Here is a 19,951-nt window from a genome sequence, read left to right on the forward strand (position 1 = left end):
TTGGCAAATCATCTTTGTAACTTCTAAAACCTGATCAATCATTTCTCGTCACGCCCATAGCCTGGGAATGCGCTACGAGGTTGTGCCTTTGTTCTGCCCCGTCCCTGCCCCCATTCTGCAAAGCAATCGTTATTCCTTTTCGGAAATAACGATTCTGCTATTATGAAAGTACTTTTTGGCAACTTGCCAAAATTTCATCTGCACGCCCCCAGCCTCAAACGCTCTGCCAGCGACACTATTTTGTTGAGCAATCTGTACTCCTCATCATCATGAAAGGATGTCCCTTATGGAATGGCTGCACGACATATTCAAGAGATCTCCCGAGATCGCACTGTTTTTATCGCTGGCAGTCGGTTATGCCATCGGCAAGATAAAGTTCGGCAAGTTCCAGCTGGGCGGCGTCGCCGGTTCGCTGCTGGTGGCGGTGCTGGTCAGCCAGGTCGGGGTGCACATCGATCCGGGCGTCAAGGCGGTGCTGTTTGCCTTGTTCATTTATGCGGTCGGTTATGAGAGCGGTCCGCAATTTTTCAACTCGCTGGGCAAACAGTCGATCCGGGAAATCATCCTGGCGGCGATACTGGCGTTGACCGGGCTGGCGACGGTAGTGGTGATGGCCAAGCTGTTCGGTCTCGACAAAGGTTTGGCGGCAGGTGTCGCCGCCGGCGGCCTGACACAGTCGGCGATCATCGGCACCGCCGGCGACGCCATTACCAAGCTGGGGCTGGATGCCGCCGAAGTGGCGCGCTTGCAAGGCAATGTCGCGGTGGGTTATGCAGTGACTTATGTGTTCGGCTCTTTCGGCGCGATTATCGTCTGTGTGAATATCCTGCCGAAGCTGATGGGGCGCAGTATCCGCGAAGACGCGATCAAGGCTGAGACCGCGATGCAAGCCGGGGTCAAGGTGTTGGGGCCGGAGCAGCATGCGGCGCTGCCGGAACTGGTGGGCCGCCTGTATGAAGTCACGCAAGGCAATATCTCGGTCGACGAGGTGGAAAACCTGGATCCCGCCACAGCAGTGACCATCGAGCGCGTCAAGCGTGCCGGCCAGGTGATCGAGGTTAGCCCGCAGCTGGTGCTGCAGGCGCACGACATTGTGCTGGTGGTCGGCCGCCGCGAAGCCGTGGTCAGCACTTCCGGTTTCCTGGGCAAGGAAGTGTACGCGGTCGAAGGTATGGAACTGACCATGCAGCATCGGGAAGTGGTGCTGACCAACAAGGAATTCCATAATAAAAGCGTGGCAGAAATCCGGGCCCAGACTGCGGGCGCGGTACGCCATGGCATTTTCGTGGTGCAGATCAGCCGCATGGGACAGGTGCTGGCGATACGGCCGGAAACCATCGTGCAAGTGGGCGACGTAGTGTCGATCTACGGCGCTGAACAAGACGTAAAGCGGGTCGCCGATATCGTCGGTTATGTGATCGTACCGAGCGCCAAGACTGACTTTGTTTATCTGGGGGCTGGTTTGGTAGTCGGCTTGCTGGTCGGCTTGCTGGTGGCCAAGGTCGGCTCGATTCCGCTGACATTGGGCAGCGGCGGCGGCGCCCTGCTTTCCGGCCTGCTGTTTGGCTGGTTTCGTTCCAGGCACCAATCCTTCGGCGCCATGCCGGTCGCTGCGGTGCAGATCCTGAAAGACCTTGGGCTGGCCGGTTTCGTTGTGGCGGTCGGCCTGTCTTCCGGTTTGCAGGCGGTGCAGACGGTCAGGCTGCAGGGTTTCACCATCTTCGGCGTCGGCGTGGTAGTGACCATCCTGCCGATGATCCTTACCATGCTGATCGGACGTTACATACTGCGTTACGACAATACGGCAGTGTTCGCCGGCGCTCTCAGCGGCTCGCGCAGCGCCAATCCGGCGTTCGGCGAGGTGCTCGACAAAGCCGAGAATGCGATTCCTACCGTGCCTTTCGCCATCACCTATGCTTTGGCTAATGTGTTCCTGACTTTGCTTGGGCCGTTGATTGTGGCCTTGGTGTAATTTGTTGCATCCCGGTCCGCCGTAGCGGATTCCATCTCACGCATAAGGAGTAGCAATATGGATTTCAGTGATCCGGATAAACTCGCCTTGCTTAGCCCGTTCGAATTGAAAGATGCATTGATCCAGGTAGCGGCGAAAAGCGATCGTTCAATGCTAAACGCCGGCCGCGGCAACCCTAACTTCCTGGCGACCACGCCGCGCCACGGCTTTTTCCAGTTCGGCCTGTTTGCCATGAGCGAAGCCGAGCGTTCCTATGTCTACATGGATGGCGTGGGCGGTTTTCCGAAACGCGACGGCATCGAAGCGCGTTTCGATATTTTCACCACGGCCCATGCCGGGATCGACGGCGTGCGTTTCATTGAAGCTGCTGTGTCTTATGTACGCGACCAGCTGGGCCTGTCGGCCGGCGATTTCCTCTACGAGATGTGCGTAGCTATCCTCGGCTGCAACTACCCGGTGCCGGACCGTATGCTGAGCCTGGGCGAGAAGATCGTCGGCCAGTACATCCGCCAGGAGATGATTGGCGAGCAGCCGTTCATCGGCAATTTCGACATGTACGCGGTAGAAGGCGGCACCGCCGCCATGACTTACATCTTCAACAGCCTGCGCGAAAATCATATTATCGAGGCTGGCGACACCATCGCTCTCGGCATGCCGATCTTCACGCCGTATATCGAAATTCCGCATCTCAACGACTATCAACTGGTCGAGCTGATGGTCGATGCGCCGGCCGAGAACAACTGGCAGTTCACCAGGAAGGAACTGGACAAGCTGCTCGACCCTAAGGTCAAGGCGTTTTTCCTGGTCAATCCCAGCAATCCTCCTTCGGTCAGGATCAATGATGAGACGCTGGCCTATATCGCCGAGATTATCCGGCAGCGCCCCGACCTGATCATTCTCACCGACGATGTATACGGCACTTTTGCCGACAACTTCATATCGCTGTTTGCTATCTGTCCCTACAACACCATCCTGGTGTATTCCTTCTCCAAGTATTTCGGCGCCACCGGCTGGCGCATGGGCGTGGTCGCGACCCATGAAAAAAATATCCTGGATGACAAGATCGCGGCATTGCCCGAGGTGCGGCGCAAGCAACTGGACCAGCGTTATAACTCGATCACCACCGAACCGCGCGCACTGAAATTCATAGATCGTCTGGTCGCCGACAGTCGCACCGTGGCGCTCAACCATACCGCCGGCCTGTCGACCCCGGTGCAGGCGCAGATGACGTTGTTCTCTCTGTATTCGCTGCTGGATGAGCCGCAGAATTACAAGAAATCGATGAAGCGCATCGTCCTGCGTCGCAAGGAAGCGTTGTACCAGGCGTTAGCGTTGCCGTTGCCGGTCGATCCCGATTCGGTCCACTATTACCATCTGCTCGATCTGGAAACGTTGGCCACGGCAATGTACAGCGTAGATTTCGCCAAGTGGATGGTGAAGCGGCTGAAGCCGAACGAAGCACTGTTCCGGCTGGCGGAAGAAACCGGGGTAATCCTGCTACCCGGCCGCGGCTTCGGCACGGCGCACGCGTCGGCGCGGGTGTCGCTGGCTAATCTGAACGAATACGACTATACCAATATCGGCAAATCGATCCGCAAACTGGCGCTGGAATTCCATACGCAGTTTGAGAAAAGCGCGGGCGGAAAATCGAAAGTAGCGAAGACCGGAAAGAAAGCCAAAAAATAGTCCGCTTTTTGAATGGTTTTTTACGGTATGCGCGAAGAGCAGCACGAACTAACCGGGGTCAGAGTGGACTACGGAGTAGAAGTAGTAAAACGCAAAGAAACAAACCTGCGATAAGTGAACGGCCGTTCTCCGAACCCGTGATGTGGGGGCAGAGTCAAGTTTCGCGATAAGGCCTGCGAAAGTTGACTTTGACCCCACATCACTATGTCGTCGATCCGCAACTGAATGCCCACCCTGCGATTCCTGCATTTTATTCCAACATTTAAGGTTGATATCCATCGTTCAGCGTTTTCAGGAAGGCGATGACATCCTTGATTTCACCATCCGTCAACGCCGGCCGGTCGCCGGGTTTGCGGTCGAACGGCGCTTCGACATTGACGTTGCCACGATATTCCCTGGGCAGGTCGTCATATTTGCGCACCGTGCCATCCTTATCGCGCGGATACCATTTCTGCGGCTGGGTATCGCGCTGCACGTAGAATTTCATCACCTGCTCCAGACTGGTGAATGCACCGTTATGGAAAAACACCTGGCGCGTAGCGACGTTGCGCAAGGACGGTGTCTTGAACATGCCGCAATACTCTGTCTTGTCCTTGAGGTCGGTGCGATCGGGGCCGCACAGGCCCATATCGAAATACTTCGGATCAGCGTTGGCGGGGATATGCGGGTTGCGCGGCACGCCGATGGCGATCAGGCCGTAGTCGGTAAATTGCGGAAATGCTCCGCTAGCCGTGATTTCGCTGATATGACATGAGGCGCAATTGCCTTTGGCAGGATCGTTGAACAGGCGCAAACCGTTCAGTTCCTGTTTACTGAGTTGGGTTTGCTGGCGCAGGAAGGCGTCGTACTTACTGTTGTAGGGATAAAACTCGGCCGGACTTTCCTGGAATACTTCGAGCGCCATCAGCGCCCATTTGAAGGCTTGCTCCTGATTGTCGAAGATATCTTCACCGAAGGTTGCGCGGAACTGCGTTGCATAACTGGCCTTTTTCAGCTTTGCCACTACCTCGGCCGCATTTGCATTGCCCATCTCGTGCATCGACAACAGCGGAATCCGCGCCTGATCGTGGGTGGAAGGCGCGCGGCCGTCCCAGTTGTGGCCGCCGGTGGGGCCGGCGTCGATGCTGTCGTCGCCGTCGTCATCGAAAAAATGCTCGGTGAAGGCCGGCACATTCTGTATGTAGCGCAATGAAGGCACCGCGCGCGTGCCCAGCGTTTTCATTTCCTTGCCGCCGAGTTGTACCGCCAGGTTATTCGGCGGTCCGAACGCATGCTCTGGGCTATGGCAGGTGGCGCAAGACATCTTGCCTGAGGCCGAAAGCGACGGATCGGAAAACATGGTGCGGCCCAGCGCAGTCATGGCGGCGACCGTTGGCTGCTTTTTAAGCGTCGGTGCGTAGGTCGCGCCGAGGTAGGCCGGGGTTGCCGGGATTGTCGATTTGGCGGGCGTCGCCACTTCGGCTTCGGCCCGCTGCTGGCCGCAACCGTTCAGGAAAAGCGCGGTAAGCGCGGTGATGGCGCTGAGGAGTGCAATGACAGCAGGTTTCATAGAAATGGCGGGGTCCCGGGTGACGAGCGAGGTGCTGCGTCGAATGGGAGGCAAGACTAGCAGCGTTCTATGACAGAACGATGACGCATTCTCTTGTAAAAAATAAATGATGACGAACGGCAAATTTCATACAGCTGAAATATTCAAGGCATAGGATTGCGCTTTTTATCGCCCAGGGAGGGCTTATGAAGCGGACCATGAAATGGCTGCCGGTAACGGTAGCGACGGTAACGTTGTCGGCAGGCTTGAGTGCGTGCGGCGGCGGCGGTGGCGGCTCGGTCGGTGACGGCGGCGCGGTCACGAGCGGCCAGGTGACCGGTAGTTATTATGAAAACGCCCAAGTGTGTTTTGAAGACAAGATCAAAAAAGCCACATGCGATGTCACCTCGCCGGTGGTCAAGACTGCAGCCGACGGTTCGTATTCACTTAAAGGCCAGGGCGCAGTGGTGGCGACTATCGACACCAGTGTTACACGCCATGAAGTGCTGGGTGACAAAGGCAGCCCCGTAACGCAAAAGCTGGTGTTCCGTGCACCTGCCGGACGCAGCGCATTTGTCAGTGCGATCTCGACTGAGCTGGCCGCGGCGATGGACGCCAACGGTGGCGATTTCGCCGATGCCAGCAAGAAGCTGGCCGCCAAGATCGGCACCGCAGAAGCCAACCTGCTGGCCGATATCAACAAGCTGGCTGGCAATGACCAGGCCGCTCTGAAAGCTGAGGCTGCGGCCATCAATGCCGCCATTGCAGCTGCGATCACGCAAGGCGGTAGCGTTGACCTGGGCCAGGCTTTGGGCGGCGCGCTGGCAATGAACAACATCCAGAACGTGGTGGTGATCTTTGCTGAAAACCGCGGCTTTGATAATCTGTACGGCCTGTACCCCGGTGCTAACGGCATTCCCGGCGTCAATCCGACTTCTACTTCCAGCTACATTCCGCAAAAAGACTTCGATGGCAGCACCCTGCCTGTCTTGCCACCGACATGGGGCGGCATGACCCTGGCCGGCCAAAGCACAGTCATCACCCAGGCGCAATCGGCGAATCTGCCGAACAAGCCGTTCCAGATCGATGATGTCAACAGCCCGATCTACATGTCGTCGGCAGTGATTACCCGCGATCTGGTGCACCGTTTCTACAATAACCAGATGCAGATCAACGGCGGCAAGAATGATAAATTCACCGCTTACTCCGATGCCGGCGGCCTCAGCATGGGCTATTACGACGGCAGCAAGATGAAGCTGTGGAACATCGCCAAGCAATACACGCTGGCCGATAATTTTTTCATGGGCACCTTCGGCGGCTCGTTCCTCACGCATCAATACCTGATCTGCGCCTGCGCCCCGACTTATCCGAACGCCGATGCCGCTACTTCGCCTGCGAAGAACAACATCTCGGCCGTCAATCTTGACGCCAGCGGCAACCTGGTCGGCCTGACCCCAGGGACCGGCAATCCGACTTCGGTGTTGAACGGCGCAGCGGTGTACCTCAAGGACAGCACCATCACGCCGAAAGATTCCTCAGGCATGTTCTACGCGGTCAACACCATGCAGCCACCGTATCAGCCTAGCGGCAATAACGCTGCCACCGTGGCAGCGTATGCCGATCCAAGCAAGGCCACTACCCTGCCAACCCAGACCCAGACCACCATCGGCGATCAGCTGACAATCAAGGGTATCGACTGGGCGTGGTATGCCGGCGCCTGGAATGCCGCACTGGCTGATGCACCGAATGCCACCCGTAGCGTCATCTATGGCGGCAAGATCCAGTTCCAGCCGCATCACCAGCCGTTCAACTACTATAGCCGCTTCGATCCGACGACTGCGACCGGTGCTACCGAACGTGCCAGCCACCTGAAGGATTTCGACGCCTCGTTCTTGCAGGATGCAGCAGCCGGCAAGTTGCCTGCAGTGGCGTTCTACAAACCGCAAGGTAACTTGAACCAGCATGCCGGTTATGCCAACGTCGCCGACGGCGATGCCCATATCGCCGATGTGATCACCAAGCTGCAAGCCAGCCCGCAATGGAAGCACATGCTGATCGTTGTGACTTACGATGAAAACGGCGGCTTCTGGGATCACGTGGCGCCGCCGAAGGGCGACCGTTGGGGCCCGGGCACACGCTTGCCGACTATCCTGGTCTCGCCGTATGCGAAGAAAGGGTTCGTCGATCACACTCAGTACGATACCGCTTCCATCCTGCGTTTCATCACCAATCGCTATGCGTTGCCTGTACTGCCAGGCATCACCGCGCGCGACAAAGCACTGGTGGCGAACGGCGGCAAGCCTATGGGTGATTTGACCGGGGCATTGACGCCGGTACCTCAGGAGTAATTCAGAAGTAATTCGCGTAATCTGCCCGCAACGAAGAAAGCCGGCTGCCTTGGAAAAGGCAGCCGGCTTTTTACATGGTTTTTAGATGTTTACCAAGACCCCATCGGTGCGAGCGCCGGCGACATTTCCGCCTCGCTCCAGCGCAACGGCAAGGACGCTTCAACCCTTATGGCGCGCTCCACATGAAAGCGCAACAAACGCTCGGCGCCTTTGAAGGCCGCTACTTCAGCGCCATCCCAGATCAGCTCGGCAGTGACCGCCAGATATAACAGGTCGCCGCTGATGAAATCGATAAACAGCAGGCCGGCGCGTGGATGCTCGACCAGGTTGCCGATGGTGTTGAAGAAAAAATTGCCGACGAAATCGGGCACTGTCAGCGTCCTGGCGTCATCGATGCGGACAAAGCCGGGTTTGCCGCCCCGGTGTGAAACGTCAACGCCATGCCGCCGATCGGCGCTCCCGGAAGCGGTTGTTGATTCACCTGCGGACTTACCCAGATACGCCGTGGCAATGAAGAAGGTGTCTGCGGTAGTAATTAGCGCTTGCATCGCAGTGTCGAGTTGCTGTGCGCGATGCACCACCGGGGTAGCTGCGGTTGCGTTGACGTTCTCGATCAAGCCGGGCCGGCGCGCCTGGATATATTTCGGACAATTGCCGAAGCTTTGATCTACCTTCACCGTCCATCCTGCCGCACTCAACCTCTCAACTTTGCCGTTCATGCGATTGCGGCGGCGCGTATTCGGTTCGATTCCCAGCAAGCCGAGCGTGGCATTATCGACCAGGTTCAACTGCAACGGATCGGCGGGCAAAACCTGCGCATGAATCGCCAGATGTTCCGGGTCCGGCGAGGTCGCGAAACCGGGTGCGCCGATCACTACCGACGCCCACGGCTGCTGCTGCTCATCGATACTGCCGACGATCAGGAATGGCAACTGCTGAAAGAATTCACGATGCTGGTCCGGCATGAAGCTGCGGATTACCTGGCTGCGAGCCGCCATCTTTTCCAGCACGCCGACGCGCTGCTGCACTGCACGTTCGCCGCTGTGGAAAGCGGTATCTTCGGTGGCGGCCATTTCAGGGTGGGACATAGTTCACCTCCTTGCGCACGTCTTCAGTGACGCGCTCTGATCAGCACGTGGATCAGAGCGCACGGTCTCAGGCCGCCAGCGGCGGCCGGGTAGCCTGCATGGCGACAAAGCCAGGCAACGCTTCAATCCGGCCTAGCCATGCACGGATATTGGGATAGCCATCCAGCGCCACGCCGCCTTCCGGAGCATGCGCTATATAGCTGTAAGCCGCGACATCGGCGATGGTCACCTGTGGGCTGGCCAGGAACTCATGGCTGGCCAAGTGCTGTTCCAGGATCGCGAGCAACTGCCTGGCGGTGGCGCAGGCCGCATCATGGTCCAGCGGTACTCCGAACAATGTGATCAGACGAGCGCTGGCCGGACCCCTGTAGATTTCACCGGATGCAAGCGATAGAACGCGTTGCACGGTAGCCGCTCCCAAGGGATCGCGCGGCAGCCAGCCGGCGTCGCCATACTTGCCTGCCAAATAAACCAGGATTGCAGTCGAATCGGCGAGCGTCACTTCGCCATCTTCAATCACCGGCACCTGGCCGAACGGGTTTTTGGCCAGGAATCCAGGTTTTTTGTGTTCGCCTGCGCGCAGGTCGATATCGATCATTTCAAACGGCAAGTCCAGTAAAGAAAGGAACAGCTGCACCCTGTGGGAATGGCCGGACAATGCGGCACGGTAGAGACGGATCGGTTGGGCTGGACGGGCGACGGACATGTTGGATCTCCTGGTTGGCGTGAACCTATTGCTTGAATAAGATGCACCGAAAACGATGCATGAAGAAACTGGTTATCTTTGTACCGAACAATCGGTACAATACAAAAGCAAACTTACCCTGTCAAGTAAACCAGGAAATTCAGAACAATTACTCCGCTGGCTGAGGGCCAAGCAGGATGGCAGGGAAGTTTTCTATCATCCGCAAGAATGGGCCGTTGCTATCCAGAGCGCGCGACACGATCAGCGATCCCTGGATCGCCACCACGGCATTCTCCGCCCTCACCGCGGCCTCTACCTTATCGATGCCGGCCTCTTCAGCCACCGCCGCCAGCAAGGCCATCAGCGCCCGCATGCGGCCGCCCAGGTGCTGCTGGAACAGCGAGCCGGCTTCGCCGATGGTGAACACATCCATCAGGCAAGGCGCCATGCCGTTAGCATAATACTCCGTCAGCTTGCCGGCGAAACGCTGCAAGCGGATGGCAGAGGTCTCGTGGCTGTTCAGTGTCGATAGCACATGATGCGTAAACCAGGTCCCGACCGCGCCCATCGCGGCGCTCGCCATATCTTCCTTGCCGTTTGGAAAATAATGATAGAGGCTGGAACGGCCCAGGCCAGTGGCTTCCGACAAGCGCGACAGGCTGCTGCCCTCATAGCCATAGCGGCGAAAGGCGGCCAGGATGCGTTCGACGACTTCGTCGCGGGTAAGGGTGGCTACGGGCATGTTTTTGGTCCGGATGGTTGTACCGAATGTTCGTTGCTATCAATGTAGTAGCCGAATAGTAAAACAGCAAGGACCCGGCGCGCAAATTCACCGATTCGTATCTCGCCGCCGACGCGCATGCGATAATAGTTGCTTAGCTAATTATATTTGCATAGAATAAAACCATGTTCGATCACTGCCTTTATTTCAACACCACCGCACTGGCGCGTATCGTGGAGCGCGAGTGGAACGCCGCGTACCAGCCGTTTGACCTGACTGCGCCGCAGGGCTTCGTTTTGCGCGCAGTGCTAAGACAACCCGGCCTGCTCAATAGCGAACTGGCGGCCATCTTCGGTATCGCGCGGCCAACTGCTACGCGCCTGCTGGATGCACTGGATACTAAAAAACTGATCGAACGTCGGCCCTCTGCCGCGGACGGCCGTGAATGGAATATCTTCCCGACCGCTGCGGCGCTGGAGCTGGATGGGCCGATCAACGCCGTCAGTGCCGAACTGGACCGGCGCTTGCGCGGGCAGATCGGTGGCGACCACTTTGATGAATCGATCAGCGCCTTGCGCGGTGTCAGGGAAAGCATCGGCTAACTGCCGTGTAGCTTGAGAGCGCGTTACCGTGATAACCGGAGTACGCACCTGCGCGGCGCAGAACCCGGCACGTACATGGAGTGAGTTCACGCGTGGGCAATGTGTCCACCCTGCAAGATCAGTTCGCCCTGATTCTTACCAATTGGTTGTTTAGCTAACTTCTTTTCACAAGGAAACTTTATGCCAGCAATTTCACAGGATTTGCAGAAAACTACAGGGCGTCGCACCGCACTGATCGTGTTTGCCATTGCAGCTGCGGCGCTAGGAATCAGCGCGTACATCTACGCCGAATCAAATCCGCCAGACACCCCCGATACCTGCCTCGCGGCACATGCGGCGGACTACGGCATCACGACGCAGCAATTGACGCGCGACGTCAGCCATCAATCCGAATTGGTGGCGGCGGTTTCATCGTGCTATGGAATGACGCCTTAGTAGAAGCATGTGTCGACAGGCTCTGATAGCTCGGCCGATCTGTCGCGCTCAGCTATCGGGTTTGATGATACCCATCATGACCGCTCTGCTAATGGCATGGCGGGTGCTGTAGACACCCAGTTTCATCGCCACATTCTTCATGTGGAAATACACCGTACGTTGGGATATGCCCAGGATCAGCCCGATTTCGGAGCTGGTCTTGCCGTCGGCGCTCCAGCGCAGGCATTCGAGTTCGCGCACTGAAAGCACCGGGCCCTGATCCGGCGCTGTCTTACGCCACAAGAATTCAGCCGCTTCCTGCAAATAAACGCCGAGCAGAAGAGCATCGGCCTGGATACTGGTCGACGGTGCCTCCGGGCGCGCCGTATTGCTATAGAAATCGAGGCGGCTTATCGCATGTTTGCTGTGAATTGCCAGGCTCATGCCCTGCGTCACACCCATGGTTTTCAACAAAGGGTAGATCTGGCCGCCATGCAGCAAGCACAATTGTTCGACCTGCCAGTTCAGCGGCAGGGAGGAGCGCGCAAGATGCTGCCGGACCGGATCCGTCGCGTCTTCGGCCGGCAGGCTGAACTGCTGCAGCACGGCATCGGGCAAACTGCCGAACAGCTGCATCTGTGAAGCGCCGCTGACACTAGCGATCTCCGTCTGCAACATGAAATCGCAAATCCCGAGTTGTGCCAGCTGACGTTGCACGCATACGCGCAACTGGTCCCAATCGGATGCCTGAACAATTTGCAGCAGGCCGGGAGTGGATATTCTAGGAGCGGCTTCGCTTCGCAACATGGATTTTTTCGAGCTTTATGATTTTATATCGGCAGATTGGTCGCGTAAAAAATCTGCCAATGAATAAAAAGGTTCACGTGAATAATGTTTAGGAAAATCGAACAGGGCCCAATAGTACTCTTGGACGCCGAAACAAATCTGGGCCGGCAGACAGTATGATAGCCAATCATGGCGTATGGCGTCGGTATACATACCGTCGCTGTCGGAAAAGAACGGCACCAGGCGCATTTCGCGCAAACCAGTCAGCAATTCCAGCGGCGCTGCGTAATCCTGCGCTACTTCCAGCTGCGACATCAGGCTGGCTTCGGTTTCCACTACCATCAGCGTGGCCTTGCCCCGCATATCGAAGAACAGGATGCCGGTCGGGTTAGGGAACAGGTAGTACTCGACAAAGCCATGCCGTTTGCATAACTGCTCGACCAGCGCCGCCATCGCCGGATCCGACAGGAAGGTATATGAATGGCGCGACAGCAGATCTTTCAAGGTCAGTGACCGGGAGTGGAAGAATTCTTTCTGGAGGCTATGAATCTCCAACTCCAGATGATCCAGCGCGTCGTGGTCGCTCTTTTTAATGAACCGATCGATCAGCCCGCGATTGAAGGCATCGATGGCGATCTTTTCGTCGGCCTGGCCGGTAAACAGGATTTTCTTGCACGGCAGGTCGCGCACCGCCTCGCAAAATGCCAGGCCGTTCATTTGCGGCATCGCGTAGTCGATTACCAGCACCGACGGTAACAAGAAACGCCGGCGGTTCATGGACTGCCGGTAAATCTGATCGATATCGACTGCCACCGTGCGCCGGTCGAACGAAAATGACTGTTCATCATAGTTGACCCGGATCGACTGGCTCTTGCTGGGCGAATGCCGATAGGCGTCGCGCAACCACTCGAGGGCGAGCTGCGTATCGTGAAACACTTTGCGCACCATGTTCGGCGGCAGCTGGAAAGCTAGGCTGTCCAAGAAACTCTGGCTATCGTCGATCAGGATAGTCAGGGTCGGATGTTGATAAACAGGTAATGAAATATTCATATTGAGGCGCTGCAGGCGCAAGGAGCGGTGTAAAGCGCTCAGTATAGAAAGACACGGAAAGAGTGTTAATTTAACAGAGAGCGCATGTCTGCTGCTTTTTGTTGCACTATAGGCGGAAAATCCAGCACAAAAATAGAGTAGCCAAGCGGCCGTGACACCACACGGATATGGGCGCCCCAAGCTTCCAATACGTCTTTGCAAAAAGCCAGTCCGATGCCGGTACCGCTGGATTCCGGGTAAGCGTAAAAGCGCTCGAAAATCTGTGATGCGCGGCCTGCCTCGATACCGCAGCCAGTATCGATGAACAACAACCGGGGCCGGGCCCGGGCGCCGTCCAGTATGATCCGTACCCGGCCTTTGCCGACGCGTTGGATCGAGGTTAGCGCGTTGCGCAGCAAATTGATCAGAACCATCGAGCACAACTCGCCTTGCCCCAGCAAACGAAAATCGGAGCGGACCGTGATGGCGACGAGATCGCGTTGTTCCTGGTTGACGAACGGGTAGCGTTGCATCATCAGCTCTACTACCGCCGCCATCGACACGATGTCTTTCGGTATCAGGTTCTCCCTGCCGGTAGAGGCGCTCAACAGGAAAAGGTCGATCACATTATTCATGTGCCGCACTTCAAGTTCGATCCGCGCCAGCGCCTTTTCCATCGGGATCTGGTTTGGAGATGTGCGGTCTGTACTTTCTTGCAACAGACGATTCAAGCCACGCGCATTGGCGTTGATGCTACGCAAGGGCGTACGCAGTTCATGCGACACGGTCGACAACGCGGTCGCCATGCCTGCCAATTTTTCCTGCGCCAGGACTTTTCTGCCGACCTTGGCCAGCGATACGGTAAAGACCGCAAAAAGTTGGATCGGCAATTGCTCCAGCACTTGATAGGTTAACGGCATGATCTTGCCGTGGACCGCATCATAAGCCAGATAGGCCAGCGCGGTTCCTATGACATAGGCTAGCAAAGCCAGGGTAGTGTCGAAGTGAAACAGGAGGATCAGGGCGATCAGCAATGACTGGGCCCAGACCGACGAGCCGTCATTCATGAGGAACATGAAGGTGAAAAAAAACGGCAGTCCGTAAGTCAGGCAAACAAAAAAATAAGCTGCCAGCCACTTTCTGTGGGGCAGGTGGCGAGTAAAAATAATCGGTGCGCAGAGGACAACGCAAAACAGGCGCAAACTAAGGCTTTCATACGGCTGCGGAAACCAGTAGGTCCAGACCACGTAGAACAACGGCATGCCAAAGACCGCAACCCACGCGAGGAAAGCCACGCGATTGGTCATGTCGTTAAATTGGGTGTTGATACTTTGCCACCAACGGTTAGCCGCACGCTCCCAAGCGCGCCAGGGCGGGTTTTTCCAGCTGCTGTTGTTTTCAGTCATGGGAATCAAATATTTGGCCTATCGGATTTTCATATAACAATATTATGAGGCGAAGATCAGCCGCAGATCTTCAACGCCGACTGCATAAACTGATTCCACGTTCCAGACAGGGACATGGCGGCTCTGTTTGGTATTTCATACTAAAGTACAGGGAGAAAACCATGCCATTAACAGAAAGCTACCACGAACCACTAGTCTTGACAGCGGAGCAACGCTTGCCGGCTTTTGTATCTGCCCGGCTAGATGAGTATTACATAGAGCGGATGGAAAAACTGTGGGGTGGCGAACATTTACTTCACTGGAGTTCGCCTGGGCCGAATGCGATTTATTTATCCAGCAACGATTATCTGTGCATCGCTGCAGAACCGCAGTTGATCAACGCCCAGGCAGCGTGCCTCATGAGCGGCGAGGCAGACCTGCTGATGTCGACGGTATTCATACGGGAAGGCAGCAGTCAGCCGCGCCTGGAAAAAAAGCTGGCAGGTTTCATGGGCGCGGAAGACGGCTTGATCACGCAATCCGGCTGGAGTGCCAATGTCGGCCTGTTGCAAACCATTGCCGGTCCAGGCGTGCCGGTTTATCTGGACATGCAGGCACACGCTTCTTTGTGGGAGGGTGTGCAAGCGGCGCAGGCCCGACCGGTGCCATTCTTGCATAACGAGGTTGAGCACCTGCGGCGGCAAGTACTCAAACACGGAGCCGGCGTCATCGTGGTCGACTCGGTCTACAGCGTGAGCGGCAGCGTATGCCCGCTGCTCGAAGTACTGGCCATCGCCGAAGACAGCGGCAGCATCCTGGTGGTGGACGAATCGCATTCGCTCGGCACGCATGGACCGGAAGGCGCCGGTCTGGTCATGCAGATGGGCTTGTCGGACCGCGTCCATTTTCGTACTGCATCGCTGGCCAAGGCGTTTGGCGGGCGCGCCGGATTCATTACCTGTTCGAGTAAATTCAAAGGGTATTTCTTGTCCACCTCTCGCCCCGCGATTTTCAGTTCCTGCATGCTGCGGCACGAACTTGCCTGGTTCGACGCTGCGCTGGCATTCATACGGAAGGCAGATGACCGGCGCCTTGCACTGCACCGCAATGCACGGCGCATTCGCGATGGCTTAGGGGCATTGGGCTACAACGTCAGCGACGGCACCGAGCAAATCATTGCGTTGGAAGCCGGAACGGAGCCGAAGACGCAGATCTTGCGTAAAGCATTGGAGGAGGAGGGCATTTTCGGTGCGGTTTTTTGTGCTCCGGCGACCCCTAAAAACCGTTCATGTGTCAGGCTGACGCTCAACTCCGGCCTGACGGAGGTAGAAATCCAGCAGATCTTGCGGGGATGCGCTGCCATCCGCGACAAAGTAGGTCTGGCCGACTGGTCGTCAAGCCGTCGCCGGGCGGTAGCTTTCGGTTGATTTTTGCGGTCTTTCCCGAAGGCCGTCTGTCTTCGGGAAAGTTTCAGTTGTCTGCAATATCGTACTGTCGACGCGCGCCGCGGATCACCGATTGATGGCTGCCAGCCCATTCGGCCAGCACCTTGAGCGGTGAGCACAGCGAGCGTCCGGTCGCGGTCAGGGCATACTCAACCTGCGGCGGCGTGCTCGGAATCACGGTGCGCGACACCAACCCGTCGCGTTCCAGATGGCGCAGAGTCACCGTCAGCATGCGTTGCGAGATACCTTCAACCTGACGCCGTAGCTGGTTGAAACGGCTAGGGCCGGGTTCTAGCGTGGTGATGACCAGCACGCTCCAGGCATCGCCGATGCGGTCCAGCACATCGCGGATCGGGCAGGGCAAGTCTTCGCGGGCGCTGGGACGCCCCTTGCCGCGGGTTACAACGGAAATCGGCTGAATGGCGGTTACCCGCATGTTCCTATCGTTCATCAAAGTGCCTTCTTGCGCATAAGTTTGAAATAATTATACTGGTTACTTTAAATAACTACCCCGGCCGTTTGCTTTGGCCCTCACCGAAAGGAAATTCATCATGAAGATTGCCATCATCGGCGTTACCGGCCGCGCCGGCTCCCGTATTGCCGCCGAAGCGCTGCGGCGCGGCCATAGTGTGACAGGGATTGCCCGCTCTACATCTCAGGCCGCGCCAGCCGGTGTCGATCTGCGTCAAGGCGACGCCACCCAGCCCGAGCAACTGGCAGCCCTGATTCGCGGTCACGATGCAGTGGTCAGCGCGGCGCAGTTTCGGGTGTTGAAAGCGGCGCCTTTGCTGCAAGCGGTCAAGAGTGCCGGAGTCAAGCGTCTGCTGGTGGTCGGCGGCGCCGCCAGTCTGGAAGTAGCGCCTGGCGTCATTGTGCTGGATAGCCCGGATTTCCCTGCCGAGTACAAGGTGGAAGCAGTGCCGGGCAAACAATTCCTGGATGATCTGCGGGCGGAAACCGCTGTGGATTGGACATTCCTGTCGCCGCCGGCCATGTTCGCGCCGGGCGAGCGCACTGGTAAATTCCGGATTGGCAAGGATCAGCTGCTGACGGATGAGAAAGGGCAAAGCCAGATTTCGATGGAGGATTATGCGATCGCTATGCTGGACGAAATCGAACAGCCCAAGCATCTGCGCCAGCGTTTCACTGTGGCTTATTAACTCGGCGTCAGCCTTCGGCATCAGCCCCAGGCGTCAACCGTGCTACGGACTAGCCGTAGCACGGTGTTCCGGCTCATGGTGCAAGCCGGGCGTGGTATAAAATCAGAGATGCCGAAATCATTCAGCAAATAACATACCCATACCAAGATATGACCTATCTAAGCGACGCCTCGCGCGCAACGCTGATCATTGTCGACCTGCAGGAAAAACTGATGCCGGTAATTCTCGACGGCGCACAAGTCCTGCAGCGTGCAGTGATATTGGCGCAGGCAGCGAGATTGTTAGGCATCCCCGTGATCGGCACTGCACAACAGCCGTTACGGCTGGGACCTACCGTTGTCCCGATTCATCCGCTGCTGGATCGAACCATAGAAAAATCCAGTTTCGACGCATGCGCTCAGGCCGATTTCATGGAGGTTTTGATCAACGGCAGGGACGATTTGATCGTGCTTGGCTGTGAAGCCCATGTCTGTGTTTTGCAAACGGTGCTGGGTTTGCTGCACAGGCAGCGGCGGGTCAAACTGGTAAGCGACGCAACAGGCTCGCGCCGGAGCAGCGACAAGATCGCCGCGATAGATCGTGCCCGCAACGCCGGCGCTGAAATCGTCAGCAGCGAAATGCTGATGTTCGAATGGATGGGCGACAGTAATCATCCAAAATTTCGCGAAATACTGAAGCTGATCAAATAATCCGGCGCTGTTCGCACAATCATTCGCACCAGCACGATTCAGCCATCCCTTATGTATTTTTTACTCGAAATGATCAAAAATAGCGTGAACAGTTTGATAACCATCATCAAAGCGCGATATGAACCTTCGAAGAGCATTGGCAAAAATTGAAACCGTTGTTGTTAGGGAGTGAAGCTGATCCTGGCGCTACCGGCCGCGACAATCGCCTGTTCCTGCAAGCGATTCTCTGGATTGTGGCAACCCGATCCAAGTGGTCGGCGTTGCCGCCGGAATTCGGCCGATGGCAGAATTCCTACGTGCGTTTCATGCGCTGGAACCAGGCCGACATCTGGCGGCAGCTGGCGAATCACCTGAGCGATGACAGCGAGTTGCAAAAAATTCTGAATCCGATTGTTGCGTTTGGCGATGAATACACCCGGCGTGCGACGCGCCGACTGGCAAACAAAAGCAACAGGATTGCCTACAGCGCGAAGCTGGGCGGCAAGGCGCAGCCCAATGCATCATCTAAAAAAGAGGAAAATACGATAGCGAACGCCAGTTCCAACTGGATATGGCTGCTGACCGGCAAATGAGCCTGCTACCGCTCGCGGCTGAATGCCGCAGGCGGCGAGGTGATTTTCCGGTTGGGCACAGCTGAGTCAGCTGTGCCACTTAACTTAATCGCGTTTTAATTGTGTGTTAATTGCGTGTTAAGTGTATCAACTGCGATTGCGCGAGAACTTTGCCGTAAGCTGATTGAGCTTCTCGGTGTGCTGGCGCGCGGCTTTTTCGGCAGCTTCTTGCGCTGCTTCGGCGGCACGCTGGGCCTTGCGCTGTTCGGCGTTTTTCTTGAAGCGTTCGCGCAGCGTTTCGGTAGCATGGGTGCGGTGGACTTCCGTCACTTCATCCGCGCTGTTGCCTTCAAGGTCAAACCTGTGAGTCGCTTTTTCCATCCCTTTGAGATAGCGCAGCGAGTTGGTATGCATGCCCAATGCGATGCGCAAGGTCTTGCGGTTGATTTCGGGAGACAGGGCGATAAGTTGCTTGTCGATGCCAATGGCAAGCGGCAGGTAATCGCGAAATACCGTGTATTTTTCCTGGAGTTCCTTGAGCAGAACGCGTGCAGTTTGAACAGGGTTGGGAGTGGATGCAACAACAGGTGTATTCATTGACAACAAAAGCGGTGTGTTTTAGATCGCCTAGGATATCACGTGGATGCGCCCAAGCTCTTGCTAACGGTCATGTTTTCCGGCATGAAGCGGGGTTTTCTCTTGAAGTTGTTGTTCTGTGGAGAACCTTGGCGCCGCGAATAGCCGTCGCATGCACCTTTACGGACCAACTGGCCAACATACTGTCAGTACTGTCGGTATTGACATGACATCACTGGCCGGTGTTATTTTTCCGCTATTTTTCGATTTGCGCCAACAACCTCTGTGCGCAGACCTTGACCGCATCGCGCAGCTCCGGCGGATGACGTATTTCAAATGCGAAAGGCATCCGCGCCAACTCCCGGGCAAACCAGTCAAGGTCATCCGCTTGACTGTGGACCAGCACGCCGTCTTCAGTTTGGGCAAAGATACCGATAGCGTCGAACAACTGTTCACGTGCCGATTTGAGATCTGTTTTCAACAGCACTTCGATCGCAAACGCACGCGGTATGGAGGCTACCGCAAGCGCCAGGTGGGTCAGGGCGTCGAAATCGACCGGACGCGTGAAGCTTGTTTCCAGTAATTGCACCTGGCCGATACGGTCCAGCCGGAATGAGCGCAGATCCTTGCGCAAATGACACATGCCAACCACATACCAGCGCCCACCGCGATAGGCCAGGCCGTAGGCGTCGAAATCACGCTCGCTGTCGTCGCCGCTGGCGCTGCGGTAGTGAAGATGCACCCGCTGCCTGTTTTGCGCCGCCGCGCTGAGAGCCACCAACGCAGCGTTGTCTGCAGGCGAGACTGCCTGCGACAGATCGAGTTTGACTGTTTCGTCGACGGCACTGACGCGACGTTTCAGATTCGCCGGCATGATCCGCTCCAGCTTGGCCTGGGCGCTCGCCACTGCGGGCGCTGCCTCCGCCAAGCCCAGGCTGCGCGCCGCCAGCAAGCCGATCGATAAAGCCAGCGCTTCGTCATCGGTGAACATCATCGGCGGCAGCTTGAAGCCGGCGATCAATGCATAACCGCCGTGGCGTCCGCGATCGGTGGTGATCGGAATCCCCATTTCCTCCAGGGTCACTATATAGCGGCGCAGCGTGCGGCCGTCGATCTCAAGACGCGACGCCATCTCAGCCCCGCTCATACGGCCATGGGTTTGCAGCAGTTCCAGCACTGCCAGCACGCGTGTAGTCGGGTGATACATGCTTCGCAGGATATTTTATATATAGGACTAATTATGTCCTATATACACTTTATCTTCGATTCCAGCACCAAAAATGCAA

At 56.8% G+C, this 19,951-nt stretch carries 18 protein-coding genes and 1 pseudogene; 9 read left to right on the plus strand and 10 right to left on the minus strand.

The window, feature by feature from the left end:
- Positions 1–286: 286 nt before the first annotated feature.
- The gene (gene aspT / locus BM029_RS05835; protein ID WP_092433502.1) at positions 287–1,972 is read left to right on the plus strand and encodes an aspartate-alanine antiporter; all 1,686 of its coding nucleotides are present in this window, start codon (positions 287–289) and stop codon (positions 1,970–1,972) included.
- Positions 1,973–2,029: 57 nt separating this feature from the next.
- Positions 2,030–3,658 (plus strand): bifunctional aspartate transaminase/aspartate 4-decarboxylase, encoded by a 1,629-nt coding sequence (locus tag BM029_RS05840; RefSeq protein ID WP_092433504.1) that lies wholly within the window; start codon positions 2,030–2,032, stop codon positions 3,656–3,658.
- 262 nt (positions 3,659–3,920) lie between these two features.
- Here BM029_RS05840 and BM029_RS05845 read toward each other — a convergent pair whose 3' ends face one another.
- Complete coding sequence (locus BM029_RS05845) at positions 3,921–5,207, minus strand: cytochrome-c peroxidase (RefSeq protein ID WP_092433506.1); 1,287 nt, start codon at positions 5,205–5,207, stop codon at positions 3,921–3,923.
- Between the two features lie 185 nt (positions 5,208–5,392).
- On the opposite strand from BM029_RS05845, the gene acpA reads away from it, so the two are divergent.
- Entirely contained in the window at positions 5,393–7,534 is a 2,142-nt protein-coding gene (gene acpA, locus BM029_RS05850) for an acid phosphatase (protein ID WP_092433508.1), read from the plus strand.
- A gap of 89 nt (positions 7,535–7,623) precedes the next feature.
- On the opposite strand, the gene BM029_RS05855 is transcribed toward acpA, so the two are convergent.
- The 3 genes from BM029_RS05855 to BM029_RS05865 all read right to left on the minus strand — a co-directional run bounded on the left by BM029_RS05855 (position 7,624) and on the right by BM029_RS05865 (position 10,049).
- Positions 7,624–8,622, minus strand: coding sequence for a pyridoxamine 5'-phosphate oxidase family protein (locus BM029_RS05855; protein WP_092433509.1), 999 nt, complete (start codon positions 8,620–8,622; stop codon positions 7,624–7,626).
- 67 nt (positions 8,623–8,689) lie between these two features.
- Positions 8,690–9,328 carry a glutathione S-transferase family protein gene (locus BM029_RS05860; protein ID WP_092433510.1) on the minus strand — a complete coding sequence of 213 codons (639 nt, stop codon included), beginning with the start codon at positions 9,326–9,328 and terminating at the stop codon, positions 8,690–8,692.
- Positions 9,329–9,476: 148 nt separating this feature from the next.
- Positions 9,477–10,049 (minus strand): TetR/AcrR family transcriptional regulator, encoded by a 573-nt coding sequence (locus BM029_RS05865; protein WP_092433511.1) that lies wholly within the window; start codon positions 10,047–10,049, stop codon positions 9,477–9,479.
- A 164-nt stretch (positions 10,050–10,213) separates the two neighbouring features.
- Here BM029_RS05865 and BM029_RS05870 point away from each other — a divergent pair, with 164 nt between their 5' ends.
- Both BM029_RS05870 and BM029_RS05875 read left to right on the plus strand, forming a co-directional pair.
- Positions 10,214–10,630 (plus strand): MarR family winged helix-turn-helix transcriptional regulator, encoded by a 417-nt coding sequence (locus BM029_RS05870; RefSeq protein ID WP_092433513.1) that lies wholly within the window; start codon positions 10,214–10,216, stop codon positions 10,628–10,630.
- A 180-nt stretch (positions 10,631–10,810) separates the two neighbouring features.
- Complete coding sequence (locus tag BM029_RS05875) at positions 10,811–11,065, plus strand: hypothetical protein (protein ID WP_092433514.1); 255 nt, start codon at positions 10,811–10,813, stop codon at positions 11,063–11,065.
- Positions 11,066–11,113: 48 nt separating this feature from the next.
- On the opposite strand, the gene BM029_RS05880 is transcribed toward BM029_RS05875, so the two are convergent.
- The 3 genes from BM029_RS05880 to BM029_RS05890 form a co-directional block, all read right to left on the minus strand.
- A complete protein-coding gene (locus BM029_RS05880; protein WP_092433516.1) occupies positions 11,114–11,851 on the minus strand; it encodes a LuxR family transcriptional regulator in 738 nt (245 codons plus the stop codon).
- A gap of 15 nt (positions 11,852–11,866) precedes the next feature.
- A complete protein-coding gene (locus BM029_RS05885; RefSeq protein ID WP_092433518.1) occupies positions 11,867–12,880 on the minus strand; it encodes a response regulator in 1,014 nt (337 codons plus the stop codon).
- A 65-nt stretch (positions 12,881–12,945) separates the two neighbouring features.
- Positions 12,946–14,265: a sensor histidine kinase gene (locus BM029_RS05890; RefSeq protein WP_092433520.1), complete on the minus strand. Its 1,320-nt coding sequence runs from the start codon at positions 14,263–14,265 to the stop codon at positions 12,946–12,948.
- Between the two features lie 161 nt (positions 14,266–14,426).
- On the opposite strand from BM029_RS05890, the gene cqsA reads away from it, so the two are divergent.
- Positions 14,427–15,671 carry an alpha-hydroxyketone-type quorum-sensing autoinducer synthase gene (gene cqsA / locus BM029_RS05895; RefSeq protein ID WP_092433521.1) on the plus strand — a complete coding sequence of 415 codons (1,245 nt, stop codon included), beginning with the start codon at positions 14,427–14,429 and terminating at the stop codon, positions 15,669–15,671.
- A gap of 43 nt (positions 15,672–15,714) precedes the next feature.
- Here cqsA and BM029_RS05900 read toward each other — a convergent pair whose 3' ends face one another.
- Positions 15,715–16,140 (minus strand): winged helix-turn-helix transcriptional regulator, encoded by a 426-nt coding sequence (locus BM029_RS05900; protein WP_211482445.1) that lies wholly within the window; start codon positions 16,138–16,140, stop codon positions 15,715–15,717.
- Positions 16,141–16,240: 100 nt separating this feature from the next.
- Here BM029_RS05900 and BM029_RS05905 point away from each other — a divergent pair, with 100 nt between their 5' ends.
- From BM029_RS05905 to BM029_RS05915, 3 genes and pseudogenes are all read left to right on the plus strand, one after another.
- A complete protein-coding gene (locus BM029_RS05905; protein WP_092433524.1) occupies positions 16,241–16,849 on the plus strand; it encodes an NAD(P)-dependent oxidoreductase in 609 nt (202 codons plus the stop codon).
- Between the two features lie 149 nt (positions 16,850–16,998).
- Positions 16,999–17,538, plus strand: coding sequence for an isochorismatase family protein (locus tag BM029_RS05910; RefSeq protein WP_092433525.1), 540 nt, complete (start codon positions 16,999–17,001; stop codon positions 17,536–17,538).
- A 140-nt stretch (positions 17,539–17,678) separates the two neighbouring features.
- Positions 17,679–18,110 (plus strand): annotated as a pseudogene (locus BM029_RS05915) (transposase); the annotation flags it as partial.
- Positions 18,111–18,236: 126 nt separating this feature from the next.
- On the opposite strand, the gene BM029_RS05920 reads toward BM029_RS05915, so the two are convergent.
- Both BM029_RS05920 and BM029_RS05925 read right to left on the minus strand, forming a co-directional pair.
- A complete protein-coding gene (locus BM029_RS05920; protein ID WP_170850999.1) occupies positions 18,237–18,686 on the minus strand; it encodes a ProQ/FINO family protein in 450 nt (149 codons plus the stop codon).
- A gap of 235 nt (positions 18,687–18,921) precedes the next feature.
- A complete protein-coding gene (locus BM029_RS05925) occupies positions 18,922–19,872 on the minus strand; it encodes a helix-turn-helix transcriptional regulator (RefSeq protein WP_092433531.1) in 951 nt (316 codons plus the stop codon).
- Between the last annotated feature and the right edge of the window lie 79 nt (positions 19,873–19,951).

This window comes from Collimonas sp. OK607 (genome assembly GCF_900111995.1).
Lineage (GTDB): Bacteria > Pseudomonadota > Gammaproteobacteria > Burkholderiales > Burkholderiaceae_D > Collimonas.

Bases quoted from the DNA above. Each gene is read 5' to 3' on its own strand.
- BM029_RS05880 (WP_092433516.1), bottom strand. From the start codon at position 11,851: ATGTTGCGAAGCGAAGCCGCTCCTAGAATATCCACTCCCGGCCTGCTG.
- BM029_RS05860 (WP_092433510.1), bottom strand. From the start codon at position 9,328: ATGTCCGTCGCCCGTCCAGCCCAACCGATCCGTCTCTACCGTGCCGCA.
- aspT (WP_092433502.1), top strand. From the start codon at position 287: ATGGAATGGCTGCACGACATATTCAAGAGATCTCCCGAGATCGCACTG.
- BM029_RS05910 (WP_092433525.1), top strand. From the start codon at position 16,999: ATGACCTATCTAAGCGACGCCTCGCGCGCAACGCTGATCATTGTCGAC.
- BM029_RS05905 (WP_092433524.1), top strand. From the start codon at position 16,241: ATGAAGATTGCCATCATCGGCGTTACCGGCCGCGCCGGCTCCCGTATT.
- BM029_RS05875 (WP_092433514.1), top strand. From the start codon at position 10,811: ATGCCAGCAATTTCACAGGATTTGCAGAAAACTACAGGGCGTCGCACC.
- BM029_RS05840 (WP_092433504.1), top strand. From the start codon at position 2,030: ATGGATTTCAGTGATCCGGATAAACTCGCCTTGCTTAGCCCGTTCGAA.
- BM029_RS05865 (WP_092433511.1), bottom strand. From the start codon at position 10,049: ATGCCCGTAGCCACCCTTACCCGCGACGAAGTCGTCGAACGCATCCTG.
- BM029_RS05920 (WP_170850999.1), bottom strand. From the start codon at position 18,686: ATGAATACACCTGTTGTTGCATCCACTCCCAACCCTGTTCAAACTGCA.
- BM029_RS05890 (WP_092433520.1), bottom strand. From the start codon at position 14,265: ATGACTGAAAACAACAGCAGCTGGAAAAACCCGCCCTGGCGCGCTTGG.
- BM029_RS05885 (WP_092433518.1), bottom strand. From the start codon at position 12,880: ATGAATATTTCATTACCTGTTTATCAACATCCGACCCTGACTATCCTG.
- BM029_RS05870 (WP_092433513.1), top strand. From the start codon at position 10,214: ATGTTCGATCACTGCCTTTATTTCAACACCACCGCACTGGCGCGTATC.
- BM029_RS05855 (WP_092433509.1), bottom strand. From the start codon at position 8,622: ATGTCCCACCCTGAAATGGCCGCCACCGAAGATACCGCTTTCCACAGC.
- cqsA (WP_092433521.1), top strand. From the start codon at position 14,427: ATGCCATTAACAGAAAGCTACCACGAACCACTAGTCTTGACAGCGGAG.
- BM029_RS05845 (WP_092433506.1), bottom strand. From the start codon at position 5,207: ATGAAACCTGCTGTCATTGCACTCCTCAGCGCCATCACCGCGCTTACC.
- BM029_RS05900 (WP_211482445.1), bottom strand. From the start codon at position 16,140: ATGAACGATAGGAACATGCGGGTAACCGCCATTCAGCCGATTTCCGTT.
- BM029_RS05925 (WP_092433531.1), bottom strand. From the start codon at position 19,872: ATGTATCACCCGACTACACGCGTGCTGGCAGTGCTGGAACTGCTGCAA.
- acpA (WP_092433508.1), top strand. From the start codon at position 5,393: ATGAAGCGGACCATGAAATGGCTGCCGGTAACGGTAGCGACGGTAACG.